We start from the raw sequence: 20,320 nt of genomic DNA on the forward strand, positions 1-20,320 counted from the left end.
CATGAGCGTTCCCGACGACCGCGCCGCCAGCCGTGCCACCCCGCTCCCGGAGGAGGAGGGCACCGAACCCGGTGCCGAACAGATCCTGCGCGAGTCCGAGGAACGGATCGCCGGCGCCGCCCGGAGCGAGAGCCCCGGTGACGACGCCGAGCAGAACCGCCGGTCGGAGGAGACCCTCTAGCGCCGGTGCCGCCGCGTGCCCGACGCCTGGTCACGCGGCTTGAGCACGATCTGGTCCAGGTTGACGTGCGACGGGCGGGTCGCGGCGAAGACGATCGTGTCGGCGACGTCGTCGGCGGTCAGCGGGGTCAGGCCCTCGTAGACCTTCGCCGCCTTCTCGGCGTCGCCCAGCCGCACCTCGGAGAACTCGGTCTCCACCATGCCGGGGCAGATCTCGGTGATCCGGATCGGCTCGCCGAGCAGCTCCCCGCGCAGGGTGCGGTGCAGCATCGCCTGGGCGTGCTTGGCACCGGTGTAGCCGGCGCCGTTGTCGTAGAAGTCCAGCGCGGCGATCGAGGTCACGGTGACGATGTGCCCGTCGCCCGACGCCCGCAGCTTCGGCAGGAACGCCTGCGTCAGACGCAGCGTGCCGGCGACGTTGGTCTCCCACATCCAGCGCCAGTCGTCCTCGTCGGCGTCGGCGACGGGCTCCAGGCCCTTCGCGCCGCCGGCGTTGTTGACCAGCAGCTTCGCCTCGGGCACGGCGTCGGCGAACGCGCGGACGGACTCCCGGTCGGTGACGTCGAGGGACAGCGCCGTGCCGTCGATCTCCTTCGCGATCTCCTCGCAGCGCTCCACCCGGCGCGCCCCCAGCACGACGTGGAAGCCGGCGGCGCCGAGCGCTCGGGCGGTGGCGGCGCCGATCCCGGAGGAGGCCCCGGTGACGACGGCGGTCGGACGGTCGTTCGCGGTCATGCCGCTGAGCCTATGACCTACCTCGGCTCGACGCCGCGCTGCGCCGACCGGTCCCCGCGCCGGGCCGCGGCCCGCTGCGCCGAGAACACCGCGGCGCCGAACAGGCCCACCCCGACCCCGGCGATGCAGGTCCAGAACCAGGCGCCGGCGCCGCTCGCGGGATCGAACCCGGAGCCGGTGACCATCACGAACGCGGCGGCGACGCCCGCGCCGACCGCCCACAGCAGCATCCCGCCGAGGATCACCGGCGGGGACTCGTAGAAGCGCGCCGGCAACGGCGGCGGGGGCGGGGGATCGCTCGCGCGCTCGCTGTCGTGGGCCGTCACGGGGCCGTAGCCTAAACGGTGCACGTACGGAACCCGCAGCGTTGCACCGCGTCTAGGGTGTCGCCGTGATCGAGCGCCTGTTCCGCGTGTCCGAGCGCGGCTCCACCGTCTCCCGCGAGCTCCGCGGGGGTCTCGTCACGTTCATGGCGATGGCCTACATCATCGTCCTGAACCCGCTGATCCTCGGCAGCGTCACGCCGGGCGACCCGTCGGCCAAGGCCGACGCGCTGGGCGGGATCCTCCCGGTCGCGCAGGTCGCCGCGGTGACAGCCCTGGTCGCGGGCGTGATGACCATCATCTTCGGCGTCGTCGCGAACTACCCGTTCGCGATCGCCACCGGCCTGGGGATCAACACCCTGCTGGCGGTGACCATCGCGCCGCTGATGACCTGGCCCGAGGCGATGGGCCTGGTCGTCATCAACGGCGTCATCATCGTGATCCTCGCCCTGACCGGCTTCCGGACGGCGGTGTTCAACGCCGTCCCCACCGAGCTCAAGACGGCGATCGCGGTCGGCATCGGCGCGTTCATCGCGCTGATCGGCCTGGTCGACTCCGGCTTCGTGCGCCGGCTGCCCGACGCGGCCAACACCACCGTCCCGGTCGGGCTGGGCACCGGCGGCTCCATTGCCTCCTGGCCGACGTTCGTGTTCGTCGTCGGACTGATCATCGTCGGGGTGCTCGTCGCCCGCGGTGTCCGTGCGGGAATCCTCATCGGCGTCGTGGTGAACACGATCATCGCGATCGTCGTCGAGGCGATCGTCCGGGTCGGCCCGGGCGGCCCGACCAACCCCGGCGGCTGGTCGCTGGCCGTGCCCGCCATCCCGGACCGGATCGTCGGGCTGCCGGACCTGTCGCTGGTCGGGCAGGTCTCGCTCGGGGCGTTCACCCGGCTCGACATCATCACCGTCGTCCTGCTGATCTTCACCCTGGTGCTGGCGAACTTCTTCGACGCGATGGGCACGCTCACCGGTCTCGGCCGCCAGGCGGGCCTGACCGACTCCGACGACAAGCTCCCGGACGTCGGGAAGGCGCTGGTCGTCGAGGGGGCGGGCGCGGTCGCCGGTGGTGTGGGGTCGGCGTCGTCGAACACGATCTTCGTGGAGTCCGCGGCCGGCATCGCCGAGGGCGCACGGACCGGTCTGGCCAACGTGCTGACCGGTGTCCTGTTCCTGCTGGCGATGTTCTTCACGCCGCTGTACGCGATCGTCCCGGTGGAGGCCGCGGCCCCGGCGCTGGTGGTCGTCGGCGCGCTGATGTTCCGCCAGATCACCTCGGTCTCGCTCGACGACCTGCGCACCGCGATCCCGGTGTTCCTGACGATCACGGTCATGCCGTTCACCTACTCGATCGCGAACGGCATCGGCGCCGGTTTCATCAGCTACGTCGCGCTCGCCGCGGCCACCGGTCGCGCCCGGCAGGTCCACCCGCTGATGTGGGTCGTGGCGGTGCTGTTCGTGGGGTACTTCGGCGTGGGACCGTTGCGGGAGCTGCTCGGCTGAGAACCCGCCCTTGCGCTCGCGACGAAGGTTAGGCTAACCTCAATCTCGTCGCTTCGTGGTGGGAGCGGCGCGTCAGTTCGGGACAGGAGAAGGCCCCGGACCCCACAGGGTCCGGGGCCTCCTTCTTTCCCCAGTCACACCCGACCCGCCGCCGAGCGGGTCAGGGCGCGTAGATGCGGACCCAGTCGACCTGGAAGTCGAGCGAGTCCGGCGTGGTCGCGTCCGGAGCGGGGATCCAGTCGTCGCCGTAGGGACCGATGTCCTGCTGCATCGCCAGGTGCATCGACCGCGGCGGGATCTGCTCCGGATCGGTGGTGCGGAAGACCTCGGCGCCGTCGATGTAGAACACGACCCGGTCGGGCAGCCACTCGACGGCGTAGGTGTGCCACTGCGTGAAGTCGCCGCGGACGGTCTTGCCGACCTGGCTGTTGTCCTCGCCGTAGTGGACGATCGTGTGCGTCTCGTCGCGCTGCGGCTTCGGGATCTCCATGAAGTTGAGCTCGCCGCCCTCGGGCCAGTCCTCGGCGTCCGGCCAGAGCAGCGCCACGTCGCCGTAGCCGACGGCGGGGTTGGTCTTCGCCCGGATCTCCCAGCGGCCGTACTGCTGGCCGCCGCGCCACGCCAGACCGGCGGACGTGCGCCCCCGGCTGGTCAGGACGAGCTCGCCGTTGCGCACGGAGATGTTCTCCGCGAGGTGCCGACCGTTGCCGCCGGTGGTCTCCCCGGTGTACGGGCTCCAGCGCGTGCGGTCGAGCGCGGCGCCGTCGAACTCGTCGTGGTCGGTGAGACGCCAGCCGTTGCGCACCGCCGCCTCGGTGTCCGAGCGCGCCGCGGGGTCGAGCTCGCCGACCTCGGTCGGGCGTTCCTGGTCGTGCATCCCGCCCGGCGGCGTCGCCGGGGCCGACGGCGCGGGCGTCGGGGTCGAGGAGCCGGTGAGCAGCGACGGGTCGGTGGCGACGGTGACGACACCGGCCAGCACGGCCAGACCCGCCGCGATGCCGACGACGGCGGGCCAGCGGCGTCGCGACGGCGCCTCGGGGTCGTGCTCGGGCTCCTGCTCCGTCTGTTCCGGCACGACCCCCTCCTCACTCGTCGACGGCGGGTCGGCGGCAGCCTAGGAGGGGACGGCTGTGGGGGAGCTGAGAAGTCCGGGCCACCTCCCGCGGCGGGGCCGGTCGGGGGCTCCATGATCGACGGTTGTGGAGCGCAGGGTGCGCTTCGCGTACCTCCGTACTCCACAACCGGTGATCATGGCCGGGCTCAGCCGGCCGAGCCCGTGGTCCCCCCGCTGCCGGTGGCGCTGCCGCCGTCCGCTGCTCCGCCGTTCGCTCCGCCGGCTGCGCCCCCGTCGAGTGTGTACTGGCGGACCCAGTCGACCTGCATCTGCGTCTCCTTCCCCGACCCGCCCTTGGGGAACCAGTCGAGCTGGATGCACAGGTGCATCGGCCCCGGCGGCTGCACCTTCTGCTCGGTGGTCTCGAACCACTTCTCGCCGTCGACGTAGGCGGTGATCCGGTCCGGCGTCCACTCCAGGGCCCAGTTGTGCCACTGCGTCGCGTCGATCTCGACCGAGCCCTCGACCTGGGAGTTGTCCGCGCCGTAGTGGAAGAACGCGTTGGTCTTCTGCCGCTCGGGGTCCATCATCTCCATGAAGTCGAGCTCGCCGCCCTCGGGCCAGTTCTCCGCGGTGGGCCAGAGCAGCAGCAGGGCGTTGTACGACGGGTCCCCGACCGGCGCGCGCACCCGCCCCTCCCAGCGTCCGTACTGCTGGGAGCCCTCCTTCCACGCCATGCCCGCGGTGTTGCCCTGGCTGTCGCCGGTGATCGTCAGGACGCCGTCGGCCACCGCGGCCGCGTCCGGGGTGCGCCGGCCGTTGCCCGCGTGCCCGGCGCCGTCGTAGATGCTCCAGCCGTCGGTGCCGTTGTCGAACTCGTCGGCGCGGACCGGCCGGCCCCAGCCCAGCTTCGCCGCCGCGGTGGTGCCCTCGGCCGCCGTCGCACCGCCGGTGGTCGCACCGCCGGCCTCCGGGGTGCTCCCGGTGGCGGGCGCGGGATCGGCCGCGCCACCCGAGCCGGTGGGGCAGGGGGCGGGGGTGGTCCGGCCGCCGGTGCCACCGGTGAGGAGGCCCGCGGCGGCGTCGTCGCTGGTGCCGTAGGCGGTGGCACCGGACTCGTCGGGGGCGCCGGAGGCGGTGCCGCCGCTGCCCGAGCCGCCGCTGCCCGAGCCGTTGCTGCCCGAGCTGCTGCTGCCCGAGTCGCCGCTGCCCGAGTCGCCGCTGCCCGAGCTGCCGCTGCCCGAGCCGCTGCCCGAGCCGCTGCCCGCGTCGCTGTCGCCGGGGCCGTTGTCGTCCGAACCGGAGCCTCCGGAGCCGCTGCCTCCGGAGCCGCTGTCCCCGGAGCCGCTGTCCCCGGAGCCGCTGTCGTCCGATCCGCTGCCGCTCCCGGAGTCGTCCGACCCGCCGGCCCGGCGCAGGTCGTCGGAGTCGTCCGACCCGTCGGAGCTGTCGGAGCCGCCGGCCCCGGTGGACCCGGACCCGGCGGTGGACCCGTCGGCACCGGACCCGCGCTCGCGATCCCCGCCGCCCGAGCTGTCCGAGCCCGACCCGGAGCCGGAGCCCGACCCGGACCCTCCGGAGCCCGACCCGGACCCTCCGGAGCCCGACCCGGCCCCGGAGGACCCGCCCGACCCGACGCACACCTCGCCGTCGGCTCCCAGCTCCAGGTCCGGACGCGGCGCACCGGCGGCATCCTGCCCGGAGCTCACCGACGGCGTCGCGGACCCCCCGGGTTCCACCCCCACCAGCTCCCCGGCAGGGCCCAGCGCCAGCAGGACGACCGTGACCCCCTTGGCCAGCAGGGACTTGAGCAGCTGCTCGAGCTCGTCGGCGGTCATCGCCCACTCCAAGGTTCGGTCACGTCAGTCGTCCACGTCGGGGGTGTCGGTGGTGATGGGGGTGTCGGCGGTGACCAGCCAGTGGCCCGCCGCGTCGAGCGCCACGACCACGCGGGTACGCCAGCGCCGGACCTCGGGGGCCGCGCCGGGGCCGGCCGTCGTCGTGCGGACGGTCGCGACGAGCGCGGTGCGCCCGTGGGCCCAGTCGGTGGCGCCCTCGTCGAGGTCCTCGACCTCGGCGGTCCGTCCCGCGCCGGGCGGCGGCGGGTCGAGGACGGGCGCTCCGGCCGCGGCCGGGCTGCCGGGCAGTGCGTACGGGGTGCCGTCGAGGGTGGTGCCCGCGGCCGCGCCGGCCCGGGTGCCGTGCGCGGCGACGAGGTAGGCGCGCGCCACCGCCCCGGGCGACGACGGCCGCGTCGCCGGCACGGGTGGCTCCGCTCCGCGGACGGGACCGGGATCACCGAGGGCGTCCCGGTCGGCCGAGGTCAGCACGGCCTGCGACGGCGGTCCGGGCAGCAGCGCCGGCACCAGCAGGGCCAGGGGCACCGCGAGGACCGCGGCGAGCACGAGCAGCGGCAGGGAACGTCGCACGGGATCACTCCGCGAAGCTGATGTGGACATGGTCGTAGTGGCCGCCGGTCGCGTCGGAGGTGTCGTAGACCCCGCCGCCGGTGTAGCGACGGCCCCAGCCGGAGCCGTCGGCGCGCACCGAGGGGTCCCAGTAGCGGCCCTGCCAGATCAGGTACTTGACCTTCAGCGGGGCCGCGTTGCGTTCCAGCCAGTGCGCGATCGCCCAGCCCTCGTCGAGGTCGGCGCCCTTCGCGAACGCCCCGGCCTCCCCGGTGAACACGTCGCAGGCCCTGCCCTTCGGATGGTCCGACCGCGGGTTCTGCAGGTGCTCGTCCCAGCAGCCGACCGTCTCGATGGTCGGGCCGAAGACCGCCCGGACCGCGTCGAGACCGTGCTTCGTCGCGCCGGTCAGGCAGCCGTCGGAGCGCACCGGATCGGGTTCGTGGCAGCCCGTCGCGCCGCCGGTCCAGGCGGGTGCCGGTGCCGATGCGGCGTCCTTCGCCGCCGGCGCCTTCGCCGGGGCGGCCTTCTGCGGCGGTGGCGGGGACGACTCGCGGTCGTCGACGGCCGTCGTGCCGGAGTAGTCCGCGACGAAGCCGTGCACCGCGTCGAGGTAGCGCCGGATCGCCGACGCGCAGGCCTGCGAGCAGTCCGCCTCCCCGCCCGTCGGGACCCCCGACACCGAGCCGGTGACCCGGCTGCAGCCCGCGATGTGGCAGACCAGCATCGCGTCGAGCACCGGCACGTCCTTCGGGGTCGTCGCCAGGTACCCGGCGGCGGCGCGCAGCGTCGAGCAGAGCCACGGCACGACGACGCGCAGGTGCCCCTCCGGCTCGGCCAGCGCCGCGTCCGGCCACGGTGCGCCCCCGGCCGCGACCCAGGTCCGTTCCGAGACCTGCAGCAGCCCGGCGGCGGTGCCGGTGCGCAGCTCCGGATCCCATCCCGACTCCGCCTGCACCTGGGCGACCACCCAGGCCGGTGGCAGCTCCGGGCAGCCCTGCGAGGTCAGGTCCGTGACCAGGTCGAGGTACGGCCGCGCCGCCTCCGGCACGCGAGCCGCGTCGACGCCCGAGGTGACCGGTTCCGCGGCCGGTGCGGCCAGGACCTGCCCCGCCGCCCCCAGCAGGAGTGCGACGACGACCGGCACGATCAGCAGCGCTCGCACGGCTCACCGGACCGGCCCGGTCGGGACCGCCAGCACCCCGCGCAGGGGTCGCAGCCCACCGACGCCGGCCGGGGTGAGCGGCCGGTCGAGCCGGCCGGACGTCGTCAGCGCGGTGACGATCCGGCCGATCGCGTCGGCGTAGCGGCGGACCGCGGCCGAGGGCCCGGGTCGGGTGAGCACCCCGGCCGCGTCCGACCACGGGTCGGCCGAGCGGGCCCAGCCCGGGACCGCGGGCAGCGCGACGACGGCCGCCCAGCCGGGACCCGCGGCGTCGGCGTCGATGCCGTCGGGGTCGGCGGTGCCGGGGTGCAGGACGAGGACCGGCGCGCCCGGCCCCTGCGCCGGGGCGACGAGGGCCGCGGCGGCCAGCCCGGCCACGGTGTCCCGGGTGACGACGACGTCGGGCAGCAGGTCCGGCCCGCACACCCGTCCCAGGTCACGGCCGTGCAGGGCCCGGGCGACGGTCGTCGTCCCGACCCCGCCGGCCAGACCCCCGACGACCGGTATCCGCCCGCTCACCGCGCACCGCCCCGGGCGAGGTCGACCGGCGACGGTCGCCGGGCCGGCTCGGCCTCGGGTCCCGCGTCGACGACGAGCCCGTCGCCGGTGAGGACCACGCCCACCTCCAGCCGGACCCATCGCGCGGCCAGCCCGCGCCAGCCGCGCGCGGCCGGGGCCGGGGCACCGGCGGGCGCCCCGATCGGGTCGTCGGGTTCGGGTTCCGGCGCGGCCGTCCCGCGGGCGTCGACGCGGCGGTAGGGCACGACCCGCACCCGGACGTCGACGACGGCGCGGTCGCCGTCGGTGCGGACGCGGCCCGGCAGCACGAGGTCGGCCCGCTGGCGTCCGGTCCCGGTCCAGCCGAGCAGCCCGTCGGCCGCGGTCGCGGGCAGGTAGGCGGAGAGGACGCGGCCGCGGCGGGTGACGTCGTCCTCGTCCCAGGACAGCAGGTCCGCGGCGAAGGCCCCGGCCAGCGCGGACGCCTCGGCGGGGTCGACGGGCGGCGACGGGGTCCCGACCGGCGCTCCGGCCGAGCGGGACACCGGACCGTGATCGGACAGCGTCGGGCCGGACGGTGCCGGGCCGGACGGTGCCGGGCCGGACAGCGCCTGCGTGGCGGGCGTCGATCCCGAGGACGCCGGGCCGGAGGGCACAGCGGGCGTCACCCGTCCGGACGGCGCCGCCGAGCCGGACGAGTCCGGGTCAGCGGGTGCCGGACCGGACGCAACGGCCGCGGTGTCGGACGCGGAGGGCGGCACACCGGGATCCGCGCCGCCCTGCGAGCCGTCGGCCCGCGGCGTTGCGGCGGGCGCCCACGCCGCCCAGGCCGCGGCGACCTCGTCGGAGACGGGGGCGGTGGCGGGGACCGGGGCGACGGCAGGGGGCGGCCCGGCCGGCGGCACCGGCGGGAAGCCGAAGGGATCGGTGACCGGCTCCGGCTCCGCGACCGGTTCCTGTGGCGGCCGCCGCGGCGTCCAGACCGCCGGTCGCGCCGCCGCGGTCGCGGGGCCCTCGGCCACCGGAGCCGCGGGTGTCCCACGGGTCGACGGAGCCGGGGCGGCCTCCCGGGCCCGGGGCGCGGCGGGCCGCGGAGCCGGGCCGGGGGCCGGGTCGTCGAGCCACGGGTCGGGGCCGTCGTCGAGGGGGCGCCCGTCGCGGGCGGTGCGGCCGAACAGCCGGAACGGGGACATCGTCGTCGCCCGGGTCATCGACGCCGGTCGGGGTGGTGCTGGATGGACATGTCCCTCCGTCCCGTACGCGCACCCGGGGCGGGTGTGCGGAGGGGGACGGTAGGAACGTGCGGGCGGTGAGCGGGCCCGGTCGCGGAGAATGCTTCGCGATGGTGAAGCCGGTCAGCCGGGGATCTCCCAGGTGTGGACGGGCTGGTTCGCGGTCGAGTGCGCCAGGTAGCGCTCGAGCATGCCGCGCAGCGCGGTCATCCGGTCCGCGCCCCGCGCCTCCAGCGCGGCGACGGTGTCGATCTGCCACGACGACCCGGTCTGACGCGTGACGCAGCGCCGCTCCAGCACCGTCAGGTACCGGTCGCAGACCGCGCCGGAGACGCCCCAGCGGGCGAGACCCTCGTGGGCCAGGGGGAGCAGCTTGCGCAGGGCGAGCTCGTCGGGGAGCACCCAGCCGGTGCCGGGCCAGTACAGGGGAGCGTGCATGCCGTGCTTGGCCGCCGTCTGGAAGTTCTCCCGCGCCGCCTCGAACGACACCGACCGCCACAGCTGCTGGTCGGCCTCGACCAGGGTGCGCAGCAGGCCGTAGAAGAACAGCGCGTTGGCGACCATGTCGACGGTCGTCGGCCCCGCGGGGAGCACCCGGTTCTCGAGCCGGACGTGCGGGGTGTCGCCCGTACTGTCGTAGATCGGCCGGTTCCAGCGCCAGATCGTGCCGTTGTGCAGGGTCAGCTCGGGCAGGTCCGGGAAGCCCTTGTCGCGCATCTGCGTCGCCGGGTCCACATCGGACGTCAGCGGCATCAGCGCCGGGAAGTAGCGGGCGTTCTCGGAGAACAGGTCCAGCACCGAGTCGATCCAGCGCTCACCGAACCACACCCGCGGCCGTACCCCCTGGTTGTGGAACTCGGGGGTCCGGACGTCGCAGGACTGCTCGAACAGCGGGATCCGGGTCTCCGACCACAGCTGTGACCCGAGCAGGAACGGCGAGTTCGACCCGAGCCCCAGCTGGACACCGGCCAGGCACTGCGCGGCGTTCCAGTAGCGCCCGAAGTTGGCGGGGGACACCTGCAGGTGCAGCTGCATCGACGTGCAGGCCGCCTCGGGAATGATCGTGTCGAAGTCGGCGTTCACCCGCTCCTCCGGCGAGCAGCCGACGATGTCGATCCGGATCGGCTCGCCCCGGGCGTTGAGCATCTGGTCGTTGAGCGCCTCGTAGCGGTCCTCGGGGGAGATCGCCTCGGCGGTCATGTGTGCCGGGTCCAGCGTCGGCAGGATCCCGATCATGACGAGCTGGGTGCGCAGGTCGCCGGCCTTCGCCCCGGCGCCCGCGAGCAGGTCGAGGAGCTCGTGCTCCAGCTGGCGCCACTGGTCGCCGGGCAGCGGCCGGGGCGGCAGGTTCAGCTCGAGGTTCCAGCGGCCGAGCTCGGTCTGCCACTCGCCCGAGTTGATCGTGTCCAGCACGTCGCTCCCGTTGAGCGACGGCGCCAGCTCCGTATCCACCAGGTTGAACTCGATCTCGACGCCGGTCATCGGCTCCGTGTCGGAGAACGGGTAGCTGCTGAGCAGGTCACCGAGAGTGTCCAGACAGCGCTGCACCTTGATCCGGTACCGCTGGCGGTCGCGCCGGCTGAACGTCGTCCGGTCGACCACCTGACCCATGCGCGAACCGACCTCCATCGAACGGGGAGCGCCTTCTCACTCACACGGCGGAGGACCGTGCCGAAGGAGGCGGCACTACACCGTGTCATATCGCCGGACCGGGCGGTACCGGCTGACCGGGCGACCAGGCGCGGCGAACGGTCCGTGACGTGGGACGATCGGGCGTCGTGGCCATACTCACCACGGTCGAGCACTCCGACGACCCCCGAATCGACGACTACCGCGACCTCACGACCGCCGATCGGCGCCCGGATCGGCCCGGTGGGCGCGGGCTGGTGATCGCGGAGGGTGTCGTCGTCGTGCGTCGGCTGCTCGACTCGCCGTATCCGGTGCGCTCCCTGCTGGGGGTCCCGCGTCGCCTCGACGAGCTCTCCGACGACCTCGCCGGCGTCGACGTCCCGGCCTACGCGACCGACGCCGACACCATGGCCCGAGCGGTCGGGTTCCACCTGAACCGGGGGGTGCTCGCCGTCGCCGACCGGGCTCCCGCGCCGTCCCTCGACGACGTCCTGGCCCGCGCCCGCACGCTGGCCGTCTGCGAGGGGGTGGGGGACCACGAGAACCTGGGGTCGTTGTTCCGCAACGCCGCCGCCCTCGGCGTCGACGCGATCCTGCTCGGCCCCGGCTGCTCAGACCCGCTGTACCGGCGCAGCGTCCGCGTCTCGATGGGGCACGTGCTGCGGGTCCCGTTCACGACCCTCGACGGCGCGTGGCCCGCCTCGTTGGACCGGCTGCGGGAGGCGGGGTTCACCGTCGCCGCCCTCACCCCGTCCGCCGACGCCGAGCCCCTCGCCACGGCGGGCCTGGGTGGCCGGAAGGTCGCGCTGCTGCTGGGTGCGGAGGGTCCCGGCCTCACCGACGAGGCACTGGCCGCCGCCGACCGCCGGGTCCGGATCCCGATGGCGAGCGGCGTGGACTCGCTCAACGTCGCGACGGCCGCCGCCGTCGCCTTCCACGCCGTCACCGGCGGGGGCTGACCGCGGGCGCGGTCCCGCACCGGATCCGTGCTCCCACACGGGACCGGTCCCGGTGCGGGAGACCGGACGCCGTGCGTGAAGGTGTCAGCGCTGGCCGCGGACGCCGAGCAGGACCTCGTCCCACGACGGCATGACCGGCTTGCCCTTCTTCGTCCGCCGCGACCCGGCGGTGGACGGGCGGCGCGGGGCCGTGCTCTCGGTGTCCTGTGCCGGAGAGGGGTCCGTCTCCTGCTCCGAGCCGTTCGACGACGACGTGCCCGGTGCCCCGGTGGCGGCCGCGGCGGTCCCGGTGGGTGCGTCGGTGCCCTCGTCGGGGGCGTCGCCCGACGCTGCCGGGGAGGCCTCGCCGTGGTCGGCGGAGGTGCTCGTGGAGCCCGCGGCGGTGCCCGCGGACGCCGGGGTGGTCGGTGCCGGGGTGGTCGGTGCCATGGTGGTCGTCGCGGCGGTCCCGGTGTCCTGCGCCGGGGCCGCCGTGGCCGAGCCCGGGTTCGTCGGGTTCGTCGTGGTCGGTGCGGCGTCCGACGCGGGGGTGGCCGTGGCCGCTTCCGACGAGGTCGTCGCCGACGACGCGGCCGGGCCCGCCGCGTCGCCCGCGGACCCGGAATCCGTGGCGGACGTCTCCGCACCGGACGCGGTCGTGTCGCCTGCGTCCGTGGCGGCCGGGGCCACCGCGTCCGTGGCGGCCGCGTCCGTGCCGGTCCCGTGGGGGGCGGCGGAGCCGGTGCCTGCCGACACCGGGGCGCCCGGGTCCGCGTCGGTGGTGTCCGAGGCCGTCGACTCCCGGCCGGTCGTGCCCGCGCCGACCGGTGCCGCGGCGGCCGGGGCCGGGACGTTCGAGGAGTCGCCGTTCGAGGAGACGTCGTCCGGCGAGGTACCGGTCGAGGCGGAGCCGTTCGGGGCCGCGCCGGTCGTGCCCGTACCCGTGCCGGCCGCCGCGGTCGTGTCGGCGCCGGGAGCGTCCGCAGTGGCGGTCGAGGCAACCGTGCCGTCGGTGGTCGCGGAGTCGGCCTGCGAGGTGCCGGCCGCAGCGGAGGACCCGGCGTCCTCGACCTGCTCGGCGCGCCGGGGGACCACGGGCGCCGCGGCGGCCGGGGCCCGGGTGTCGTCCGGGCGGGCGCCCGCGGTGCGACCGGGCGTCTCGACGCGGGTCCGGGGCGGCGGGGGGCTCGCCCGGCGCTGCTCGGGCGCGATCCCGCGCCCGGCCCAGGCCTCGGGCTGCTGCCCACCGGCGGCCGCGACGGCGCGCGCCGGAGCGGCGGTCGTCGGGGCCTGGGGGGTGTGGTCCTCGTCGCGGGCCATGTCGACCACCGCGCCGAGCGGACGCAGCGGGCGTGCGGGCAGACCCTCCACGAGGTCGGAGGCGTGCTCGTCCAGCGCGACGACGGTGCCGCCGTGCGCGCCGGGCTGGAACGCCCAGTGCGCGGCGTTGTCCGAGCGGCCGGTCTGCCACGTCAGGACGACGACCCACTTGCCGTCCTCGCCCTTCCAGGAGTCCCAGCCGGCTCCGCCGTAGTCCTGTCCGCGCAGGCCGAAGGTGTGCGCGACGGTCTCACCGAGCGTGCGCGAGTCGGGTCCGTCGGCGCGCTGCGGGTGGGCGCCCTGGGCCAGCTCGGCGGTCCGCGACCGTTCGAGCAGGACGGGATAGGCGAAGCGCTCGATCTTCTGGGTCGGGACGCCGGCCGCGGCTGCGACCTCGTCGACCGACGCGCCACCCCGGATTCGGGCCTGGATCTCCCGTGGGCGCAACTGGCTCTCCAACTCGATCGCGATCTGGCCGAGCCGGGTCACGTCACCCCGTGCCGCGGCCCGCAGCTGCTCGTCGGCCGGCACCGTGTAGCGCTCGCGACGCCCCGGGTCCTCGAGGACGACCGAGCCGTCCCCGGTCACCCCCACGACCCGCAACGCGCGCATCGACCTGACCTCCTGCTGTCGTCCCCGTCCGGGTGACGGTAGATGGCGAGGGGTCCGTGCCGGGTGAGGCGCGCCGGGCGAGTTCTGCCTGGTCGACAACACCTACTCGCCCGGGGGACCGCCGAGCCGTTCTCACTCACCGTGCGCAGCGTCGCACAGTTCGTGACTCACGAGGTAATTGGGGCGATTGATACGTGTGTGACTACAACGAGTTGCTATCGATCACGCAACGACGCCGCGCCGCGACGCAACCCGGCGTGCGCGATGCCGGAGCCACCCCGATCCGGAACAGGACGGCCGGGACGTATCCCCCCCGGTGCGGCATCAGGACGGGGACGGCAGCGGGGCCGTCGTGGCGGGTGGACGCGAGGCACCTGCGGGCGCGCTCCTGCCGCGGTGACCGGACCCGCCCGGCGATCCCCCGCCCGCGCGCGTCCGGACGCGCGCACACGACGGAACTGCACGCGCCATGTGGATCACCGGCCGACGCGCACGCCGGCGCCCGCTGTCCGCCGCGCGTCGCCCCGGGCGGCGCGGTCGTTCACCGCCGGCGTGGGCGATCCCCGCCCGCCCCGACCCCGGCCGGAACCGCCCGAGGCCGGGTTCGCGACACCGGCACGGCGTCGGCGGCGTCGCGGGACGACATCGCCCGCAGGCCGGGAGCGCGCGGACTCCGAGCGCGCGACGGCGACGAGCAGGAGAGCGGCCGCGGGCGGCCGGGGCCTGCCCGGGAGCGGCGCCCCGGTGACGACGGTCGGGACGGTCGGGGTGCCGGCGGACACCGCCACGACGAGGGCCGCCGCCGGGTGGGCCGACCGCAGCCGGTCGACCCACCTCGGTGGACGGTCCTCGTTCACCCGGGAGGGATGCCCTCCCGGGGTACGGTCAGGAACCCAGCCGCTCCACGACCCAGTCGATGCACGCGGTCAGCGCCGAGACGTCCGACGGCTCCACGGCCGGGAACATCCCGATCCGCAGCTGGTTGCGGCCCAGCTTCCGGTACGGCTCGGTGTCCACGATCCCGTTCGCGCGCAGCGCCTTCGCCACCGCGGCGGCGTCGACGGCGTCGTCGAAGTCGATCGTGCCGACCACCAGGCTGCGGTGCGCCGGGTCGGTGACGAACGGCGTCGCGAACCTGCTCTTGTCGGCCCAGGTGTAGAGCCGGTCGGAGGAGTCGCGGGTGCGTGCCACGCAGCCGTCGAGCCCGCCCAGCGCGTTCATCCAGCGGACCTGGTCCTCGAGCAGGAACAGGGTCGCCAGCGACGGCGTGTTGTAGGTCTGGTCCTTGCCGGAGTTGTCGACGGCGGTGGCCAGCGACAGGAACGGCGGGATCCAGCGGTCCGACGCGGCCAGCTCGGCGACCCGCTCCAGGGCCTTCGGGCTCATGATCGCGAGGAACAGGCCGCCGTCGGAGGCGAAGCCCTTCTGCGGGGCGAAGTAGTAGACGTCGGACTGGGTGATGTCGACCGGCAGTCCGCCGGCGCCCGAGGTGGCGTCGATCAGCACGAGCTGGTCGTCGGTGGTGCCCGCGGGCCGGTTGATGGGCACCGCGACGCCGGTCGAGGTCTCGTTGTGCGCCCACGCGATGACGTCGACCGACGGGTCGCTCACCGGCTCCGGCGCGCTGCCCGGGTCGGCCTTGACGATCACCGGGTCGGCCAGGAACGGCGCGCCGGTGGTGGTGTCGGCGAACTTCTGGGAGAACTCGCCGTAGGTCAGGTGCAGCGAGCGCTCACGGACCAGGCCGAACGCGGCCGCGTCCCAGAAGGCGGTGGAGCCGCCGTTGCCGAGGACGACCTCGTAGCCGTCGGGCAGTGAGAACAGCTCGGCCAGCCCGGACCGCACCCGTCCGACGAGCTCCTTCACCGGCTTCTGCCGGTGCGAGGTGCCCATCAGGGAGTCACCGGTCGCGGCGAGGGCGGACAGCTGCTCGGGGCGCACCTTGGACGGACCGCATCCGAAGCGGCCGTCCTGCGGAAGGAGATCGCCGGGGATCTTCAGATCGGCAGGGGAGGTCACCCCACCAGTGTCGCAGCCGGACCGGCGTGCCGTGCGACGAGTGCTGCGCGCCACCCGCCGGCGTCACCGGGTGACGGCGGGGGCGCGGTGCGAGCGCCGGTAGGCGAGCGGGGCCATCCCGATGTCGGCGTGCAGCCGCTGGCGCAGCGCGGCGGTGGTGCCGAAGCCGGAGCGGGCCGCGACCTGCTCGACGGGGAGGTCGGTGGTCTCCAGCAGGCGTCGCACGAGGTCGAGGCGGCGCGCGGACAGCCAGCGCCCCGGGCTGGTGCCGGTCTCGGCGCGGAAGCGGCGGGTGAAGGTCCGCACGCTCATGGACGCCCGTTCCGCCAGCTCCTCGACGGCGAGCGGCCGGTCGAGGTGCTGCAACGCCCACTCGCGCACGGCGCGGGTGTCGGGGCCGCCGCCGGGGTCGGGGACGTGGGACTCCACGAACTGCGCCTGCCCGCCCTCCCGCCACGGCGCGACGACGTTGCGCCGGGCCGTCGCCGCGGCGGTCCCGGCGCCGTGGTCGCGGCGCACCAGATGCAGGCAGAGGTCGATGCCCGCGGCGACGCCCGCCGAGGTGAGGACGTCGCCGTCGTCGACGAACAGCACGTCGGGGTCGAGCTCGACGCGCGGGTACAGCGCGCGGAAGTCGTCCACGTGCGCCCAGTGGGTGGTGGCGCGGCGGCCGTCGAGCACCCCGGCGGCGGCGAGGGTGAACGCGCCGGTGCAGATCGCGACCACCCGCGCGCCGCGGTCCACGGCCCGGCGCACCAGGCCGAGGACGGCCGGGCCCGGGTCGCCGGTGTTCGGGCCGCGCACGGCCGGCACGACCAGGGTGTCCGCGCGCTCCAGCGCCTCGATCCCGTGTTCGGGCAGCACCCGGTACCCGGCACTGGTGCGGACCGGGCCGCCGTCGACGGTGGCGACCCGCACGTCGTAGAGGGGGGTGCCGTCCGCCGTGGTCGTGGTGCCGAGGATCCGCTCGGGGATGCCCAGCTCGAAGGCGATCACCCCGTCGACGGCGAGCACTCCGACCCGGTGCATGGCCGAATTCTTGCACATGTCGTCCGAGCGGCCACTGTCGCGCATCGCAGCGCCACCGCACGATGGAGCCATGACGACAGCGCCCGCGACGGCGGACACGCAGCGGCGCCGGGTGCACCCGGCCTGGTGGGCGGCCGGGGCGACGTTCCTCGCCCTGCTCGGCGCGGCCGGGTTCCGCTCCACGCCGGGCGTGCTGGTGGAGCCGCTGCACGCCGAGTTCGGCTGGGGCATCGGGTCCATCTCCTTCGCGCTCGCGGTGAACCTCGCCCTGTTCGGGGTGACCGCGCCGTTCGCGGCGGCGCTGATGGAGCGCTTCGGCGTGCGCCGCGTGGTCGCGACCGCGCTGGTCATGGTGGCGGTCGGCGCGGGCACGACCGTGTTCATGACGGCGGTCTGGCAGCTGGTGCTGCTGTGGGGCGTCGTCGTCGGGCTGGGTACCGGGTCGATGGCGATGGCGCTGGTCGCGACCGTGGTGAACCGCTGGTTCGTCGCCCGTCGCGGCCTCGTCTCCGGCATCCTCACCGCCGCCACCGCCACCGGGCAGCTGGTGTTCCTGCCGCTCGTCGCGGCCGTCGTCGAGTCGGGCGGGTGGCGGCCCGCGGCGCTGATCACCGCGGGCGCGGCCCTGGCCGTGGTGCCGGTCGTGCTGCTGTTCCTGAAGGACCGCCCCGCCGACGCCGGGGTCCTGCCCTACGGCGGCACCGAGGCCGACGTCGTCCCGCCGCAGCGCACGGGTGCCGCGCGGCTGGCGCTGCGGGCCCTGGCCGACGCCTCGCGCACCGGCACGTTCTGGCTGCTCGTCGGCGGGTTCTTCATCTGCGGCGCGACGACGGCCGGGCTGGTCCAGTCCCACTTCGTCCCGGCCGCGCACGACCACGGCATGCCCGCGACGACGGCGGCCTCCCTGCTCGCCCTGGTCGGCATCTTCGACCTGCTCGGGACGATCTTCTCCGGCTGGCTGACCGACCGCGTCGACCCGCGGCTCCTGCTGGGCGCCTACTACGCGCTGCGCGGGCTGTCGCTGTTCCTGCTCCCGCCGCTGTTCGGGACCGATCTGAACGCGAGCATGCTCGCGTTCGTCGTGTTCTACGGCCTGGACTGGGTCGCGACCGTCCCACCGACGATGGCGCTGGCCCGCGAGGCGTTCGGCGCCCGCTCGGCGGTGGTGTTCGGCTGGATCTTCGCCTCGCACCAGATCGGGGCGGCGTTCGCCGCACTCGTCGCGGGGCTGGTCCGCGACGCGCTGGGCAGCTACGACGCGGCCTGGTACGGCGGCGCCGTCCTCTGCGTCGTCGCGGCCGGGCTGTCGCTGGCGATCCGGCGCCGGCGGGTCCCCGCGCCGCTGCCCACCGGCTGATCACCATCGGCTCACGATCGCCGAAGATCCCGCCCGGGCGTCCCCGATGTCCGGTAGGACACGAACCGGGCGAGCAGAGGGGGCGACCGTGACGGAGGACCACCCCGGCCCGGGGGAGCCCGGGCCGCCGCAGCCCGGCATCGTGCCGCTGCGACCGCTCGACGCCGGAGAGATCGTGGGTGGGGCGTGGCGCCATGTGCGCCGCGGCCCCGTCCTCACGCTGGTGCCGGCCCTCGTGCTGATGGTGGTCGTGCTCGGGGCCGAGGGCCTGCTGACGCTCGTCGAGCCCACGCCGCCCCCGGCCCCCGACCTGGTGGAGGCGTTCGCGGGGTCCCTGGGCAGCGGCCTGCTGGTCGCGCTGCTGGGGGCCCTGGTGACTCCGCCGTTCGCGGTGCTGCTGCTGGCGGGCCTGCACCTCGCGGTGCTCGGGCAGCGGCCCACGCTGCGGTCGGCGTGGGCGGCCGGTCGCGACCGGCTCGGCGCCGCGTACGGGGCACAGCTGATCCTCACGGCGATCGGTCTCGTGCCGACGGCGCTGGTGTGGGCCGTGTCGTTGCCGCTGTGGCGGGCGGGCGGCGTGGCCGCGACGGTGGGTGCGCTGATCGCGGTCGCCGCCTACCTCGCCGTGCTCTGGGTGACCGTGCTGCTGGCTCCGACGCTCCCGGCCGTCGTCCGGGAGCGGCGCGCCGCCGTCGACGCGCTGTGGCGGTCGGTCGAGCTGGTCCGTGGCGCCTGGTGGCGCTGCTTCGGCGTTCTCGCCCTGCTGTTCCTGATCATGCTGCTGGCCGGACTCGTGGTCGGCGTCGTCGGCGGGCTGGCCCTCGTCGGGCTGGTGTTCGCCGGGTACGAGACGGCGGGCATCGCGGTGTTCGTGGTGGCGATCCTGCTGGTCGTCGTACCCGGTACGGCCCTGAGCTACGGCGTGTACGGGCTGCTCCACCAGGACCGGTGGCTCCGCCGCGACGGCGGGGAGGCCGTCGCGCGGATCACCGGCCCCCGCTCCTGAGCGGGCCCCGTACGTCGCACGGGCCGCGGGTCCCGGTCAGCGGGCGACGACCGAGTCCCAGCCCTCGACCTCCTGCGGACGGCGCGGGCCCGGGCCGATGTACTGCGCGCTCGGACGCACGAGCTTGCCCTCGCGCTTCTGCTCCATCACGTGCGCCGACCAGCCCGCGGTCCGGGCCGAGGTGAACATCGCGGGCATCATGTGCGGCGGGACCTCGGCGAAGTCGAGGATCACCGCCGCCCAGAACTCGACGTTGGTCTCGATCGGACGGTCCGGGCGCCGCTCGCGCAGGATCGCCAGCGCCGTGCGCTCCAGCTCGGCGGCCACCTCGTAGCGCGGGGCGTTCAGCTCCTGACAGGTGCGGCGCAGCACGCGGGCCCGCGGGTCCTCGGCCCGGTAGACCCGGTGCCCGAAGCCCATGAGCTTCTCCTTGCGGTCCAGCAGGCCCGTCACCAGCGCCCCGGCGTCACCGGTGCGCTCCACCTCGTCGATCATCGGGAGCACCCGGGCCGGGGCGCCGCCGTGCAGCGGGCCGGACATGGCGCCGATCGCGCCGGACAGCGACGCGGCGGCGTCGGCGCCGGTGGAGGCGATCACCCGGGCGGTGAAGGTCGAGGCGTTCATGCCGTGCTCGGCGGCGGACACCCAGTAGGCGTCGACGGCGGCGACGTGGCGCGGGTCGGGCTCGCCACGCCAGCGGGTCATGAAGCGCTCGGTGATGGTGGAGCACTCGTCGATGCGCGACTGCGGCACCGCGGGCACACCGATGCCGCGGGCGGACTGGGCGACGTAGGACAGCGCCATCACCGAGGCGCGGGCCAGGTTGTCGCGGGCCTCGGTGTCGTCGATGTCGAGCAGCGGGCGGTAGCCCCAGTACGGGGCGAGCATGGCCAGCGCCGCCTGCACGTCGACCCGGACGTCACCGGTGTGCACCGGGATCGGGAACGGCTCGGCGGGCGGCAGGCTCTGGCCGAACCGGCCGTCGACCAGCAGGGCCCAGACGTCGCCGAAGGTCACGGTGCCTGCCAGGTCCTCCAGGTCGACGCCGCGGTAGCGCAGCGACCCGCCGTCCTTGTCGGGCTCGGCGATCTCGGTCCGGAACGCGACGTGGCCCTCCAGCCCGGACGTGAAGCCGGGCGGCGGCGGGGGCACCTCGTACGCGGTCGTCTCGGTCACCGGGTCTCCTTCGGCTCGGATCGTCGCCGTCACCCTGCTCCGAACGGGTCAGCGGGGCAACGCGACCGGCCGGTGGTGTCGATCACGAACCGGACTCCCGTCCGTGAACACCGGTCGCGACCACTCCGATCGGCGGG

At 75.2% G+C, this 20,320-nt stretch carries 18 protein-coding genes; 5 read left to right on the forward strand and 13 right to left on the reverse strand.

All coding sequences use genetic code 11. The annotated features are described in order from the left end of the window. Nucleotide 1 precedes the first annotated feature (1 nt). The gene (locus tag ND486_RS27380) at nt 2–181 is read left to right on the forward strand and encodes a hypothetical protein (RefSeq protein ID WP_251787204.1); all 180 of its coding nucleotides are present in this window, start codon (nt 2–4) and stop codon (nt 179–181) included. On the opposite strand, the gene ND486_RS27385 is transcribed toward ND486_RS27380, so the two are convergent. Together ND486_RS27385 and ND486_RS27390 are read right to left on the reverse strand one after the other, a co-directional pair. Next, complete coding sequence (locus tag ND486_RS27385) at nt 178–915, reverse strand: SDR family NAD(P)-dependent oxidoreductase (RefSeq protein WP_251787205.1); 738 nt, start codon at nt 913–915, stop codon at nt 178–180. The two genes, ND486_RS27380 and ND486_RS27385, sit on opposite strands and share 4 nt — an antisense overlap. 17 nt (nt 916–932) lie before the next feature. Next, nucleotides 933–1,241, reverse strand: a complete 309-nt coding sequence (locus ND486_RS27390) for a DUF2530 domain-containing protein (protein WP_100879442.1) — start codon at nt 1,239–1,241, stop codon at nt 933–935. A 65-nt stretch (nt 1,242–1,306) separates the two neighbouring features. On the opposite strand from ND486_RS27390, the gene ND486_RS27395 reads away from it, so the two are divergent. Then, nucleotides 1,307–2,740 carry an NCS2 family permease gene (locus ND486_RS27395; protein ID WP_251787206.1) on the forward strand — a complete coding sequence of 478 codons (1,434 nt, stop codon included), beginning with the start codon at nt 1,307–1,309 and terminating at the stop codon, nt 2,738–2,740. 160 nt (nt 2,741–2,900) lie between these two features. Here ND486_RS27395 and ND486_RS27400 read toward each other — a convergent pair whose 3' ends face one another. From ND486_RS27400 to ND486_RS27430, 7 genes are all read right to left on the reverse strand, one after another. Further along, entirely contained in the window at nt 2,901–3,815 is a 915-nt protein-coding gene (locus ND486_RS27400; protein ID WP_251787207.1) for a glycoside hydrolase family 16 protein, read from the reverse strand. Nucleotides 3,816–4,000: 185 nt separating this feature from the next. Continuing rightward, nucleotides 4,001–5,632, reverse strand: coding sequence for a glycoside hydrolase family 16 protein (locus tag ND486_RS27405; RefSeq protein WP_251787208.1), 1,632 nt, complete (start codon nt 5,630–5,632; stop codon nt 4,001–4,003). A gap of 24 nt (nt 5,633–5,656) precedes the next feature. Further along, entirely contained in the window at nt 5,657–6,223 is a 567-nt protein-coding gene (locus ND486_RS27410) for a hypothetical protein (protein WP_251787209.1), read from the reverse strand. Between the two features lie 4 nt (nt 6,224–6,227). Continuing rightward, complete coding sequence (locus tag ND486_RS27415) at nt 6,228–7,367, reverse strand: hypothetical protein (RefSeq protein ID WP_251787210.1); 1,140 nt, start codon at nt 7,365–7,367, stop codon at nt 6,228–6,230. A 3-nt stretch (nt 7,368–7,370) separates the two neighbouring features. After that, nucleotides 7,371–7,886 carry a hypothetical protein gene (locus ND486_RS27420; protein WP_251787211.1) on the reverse strand — a complete coding sequence of 172 codons (516 nt, stop codon included), beginning with the start codon at nt 7,884–7,886 and terminating at the stop codon, nt 7,371–7,373. Further along, nucleotides 7,883–9,076, reverse strand: coding sequence for a hypothetical protein (locus ND486_RS27425; RefSeq protein WP_251787212.1), 1,194 nt, complete (start codon nt 9,074–9,076; stop codon nt 7,883–7,885). The genes ND486_RS27420 and ND486_RS27425 overlap by 4 nt, the downstream gene beginning before the upstream one ends. 144 nt (nt 9,077–9,220) lie before the next feature. After that, nucleotides 9,221–10,708 (reverse strand): glutamate--cysteine ligase, encoded by a 1,488-nt coding sequence (locus ND486_RS27430; protein WP_251787213.1) that lies wholly within the window; start codon nt 10,706–10,708, stop codon nt 9,221–9,223. A 167-nt stretch (nt 10,709–10,875) separates the two neighbouring features. Here ND486_RS27430 and ND486_RS27435 point away from each other — a divergent pair, with 167 nt between their 5' ends. Next, nucleotides 10,876–11,685 carry an RNA methyltransferase gene (locus tag ND486_RS27435; RefSeq protein WP_208827030.1) on the forward strand — a complete coding sequence of 270 codons (810 nt, stop codon included), beginning with the start codon at nt 10,876–10,878 and terminating at the stop codon, nt 11,683–11,685. A gap of 84 nt (nt 11,686–11,769) precedes the next feature. On the opposite strand, the gene sepH is transcribed toward ND486_RS27435, so the two are convergent. From sepH to ND486_RS27450, 3 genes are all read right to left on the reverse strand, one after another. Further along, nucleotides 11,770–13,596, reverse strand: a complete 1,827-nt coding sequence (gene sepH / locus ND486_RS27440; RefSeq protein WP_251787214.1) for a septation protein SepH — start codon at nt 13,594–13,596, stop codon at nt 11,770–11,772. An 885-nt stretch (nt 13,597–14,481) separates the two neighbouring features. After that, complete coding sequence (gene serC / locus ND486_RS27445; protein WP_251787215.1) at nt 14,482–15,615, reverse strand: phosphoserine transaminase; 1,134 nt, start codon at nt 15,613–15,615, stop codon at nt 14,482–14,484. Nucleotides 15,616–15,678: 63 nt separating this feature from the next. Next, nucleotides 15,679–16,644, reverse strand: a complete 966-nt coding sequence (locus ND486_RS27450; RefSeq protein ID WP_251787216.1) for a GlxA family transcriptional regulator — start codon at nt 16,642–16,644, stop codon at nt 15,679–15,681. A 70-nt stretch (nt 16,645–16,714) separates the two neighbouring features. Here ND486_RS27450 and ND486_RS27455 point away from each other — a divergent pair, with 70 nt between their 5' ends. Both ND486_RS27455 and ND486_RS27460 read left to right on the forward strand, forming a co-directional pair. Then, nucleotides 16,715–18,001, forward strand: a complete 1,287-nt coding sequence (locus ND486_RS27455) for an MFS transporter (RefSeq protein ID WP_251787217.1) — start codon at nt 16,715–16,717, stop codon at nt 17,999–18,001. 88 nt (nt 18,002–18,089) lie between these two features. Beyond that, nucleotides 18,090–19,007 carry a hypothetical protein gene (locus ND486_RS27460; RefSeq protein ID WP_251787218.1) on the forward strand — a complete coding sequence of 306 codons (918 nt, stop codon included), beginning with the start codon at nt 18,090–18,092 and terminating at the stop codon, nt 19,005–19,007. A 36-nt stretch (nt 19,008–19,043) separates the two neighbouring features. On the opposite strand, the gene ND486_RS27465 is transcribed toward ND486_RS27460, so the two are convergent. Further along, nucleotides 19,044–20,183, reverse strand: coding sequence for a citrate synthase 2 (locus ND486_RS27465; protein ID WP_251787219.1), 1,140 nt, complete (start codon nt 20,181–20,183; stop codon nt 19,044–19,046). Nucleotides 20,184–20,320 lie beyond the last annotated feature (137 nt).

The organism is Pseudonocardia sp. DR1-2 (assembly GCF_023717215.1).
Lineage (GTDB): Bacteria > Actinomycetota > Actinomycetes > Mycobacteriales > Pseudonocardiaceae > Pseudonocardia > Pseudonocardia alni.

Excerpts from the sequence above, each read along its gene's own strand:
- ND486_RS27455 (WP_251787217.1), top strand. The coding sequence starts at position 16,715 with ATGACGACAGCGCCCGCGACGGCGGACACGCAGCGGCGCCGGGTGCAC.
- ND486_RS27385 (WP_251787205.1), bottom strand. The coding sequence starts at position 915 with ATGACCGCGAACGACCGTCCGACCGCCGTCGTCACCGGGGCCTCCTCC.
- sepH (WP_251787214.1), bottom strand. The coding sequence starts at position 13,596 with ATGCGCGCGTTGCGGGTCGTGGGGGTGACCGGGGACGGCTCGGTCGTC.
- ND486_RS27380 (WP_251787204.1), top strand. The coding sequence starts at position 2 with ATGAGCGTTCCCGACGACCGCGCCGCCAGCCGTGCCACCCCGCTCCCG.
- ND486_RS27430 (WP_251787213.1), bottom strand. The coding sequence starts at position 10,708 with ATGGGTCAGGTGGTCGACCGGACGACGTTCAGCCGGCGCGACCGCCAG.
- ND486_RS27450 (WP_251787216.1), bottom strand. The coding sequence starts at position 16,644 with ATGCACCGGGTCGGAGTGCTCGCCGTCGACGGGGTGATCGCCTTCGAG.
- ND486_RS27405 (WP_251787208.1), bottom strand. The coding sequence starts at position 5,632 with ATGACCGCCGACGAGCTCGAGCAGCTGCTCAAGTCCCTGCTGGCCAAG.
- ND486_RS27425 (WP_251787212.1), bottom strand. The coding sequence starts at position 9,076 with ATGACCCGGGCGACGACGATGTCCCCGTTCCGGCTGTTCGGCCGCACC.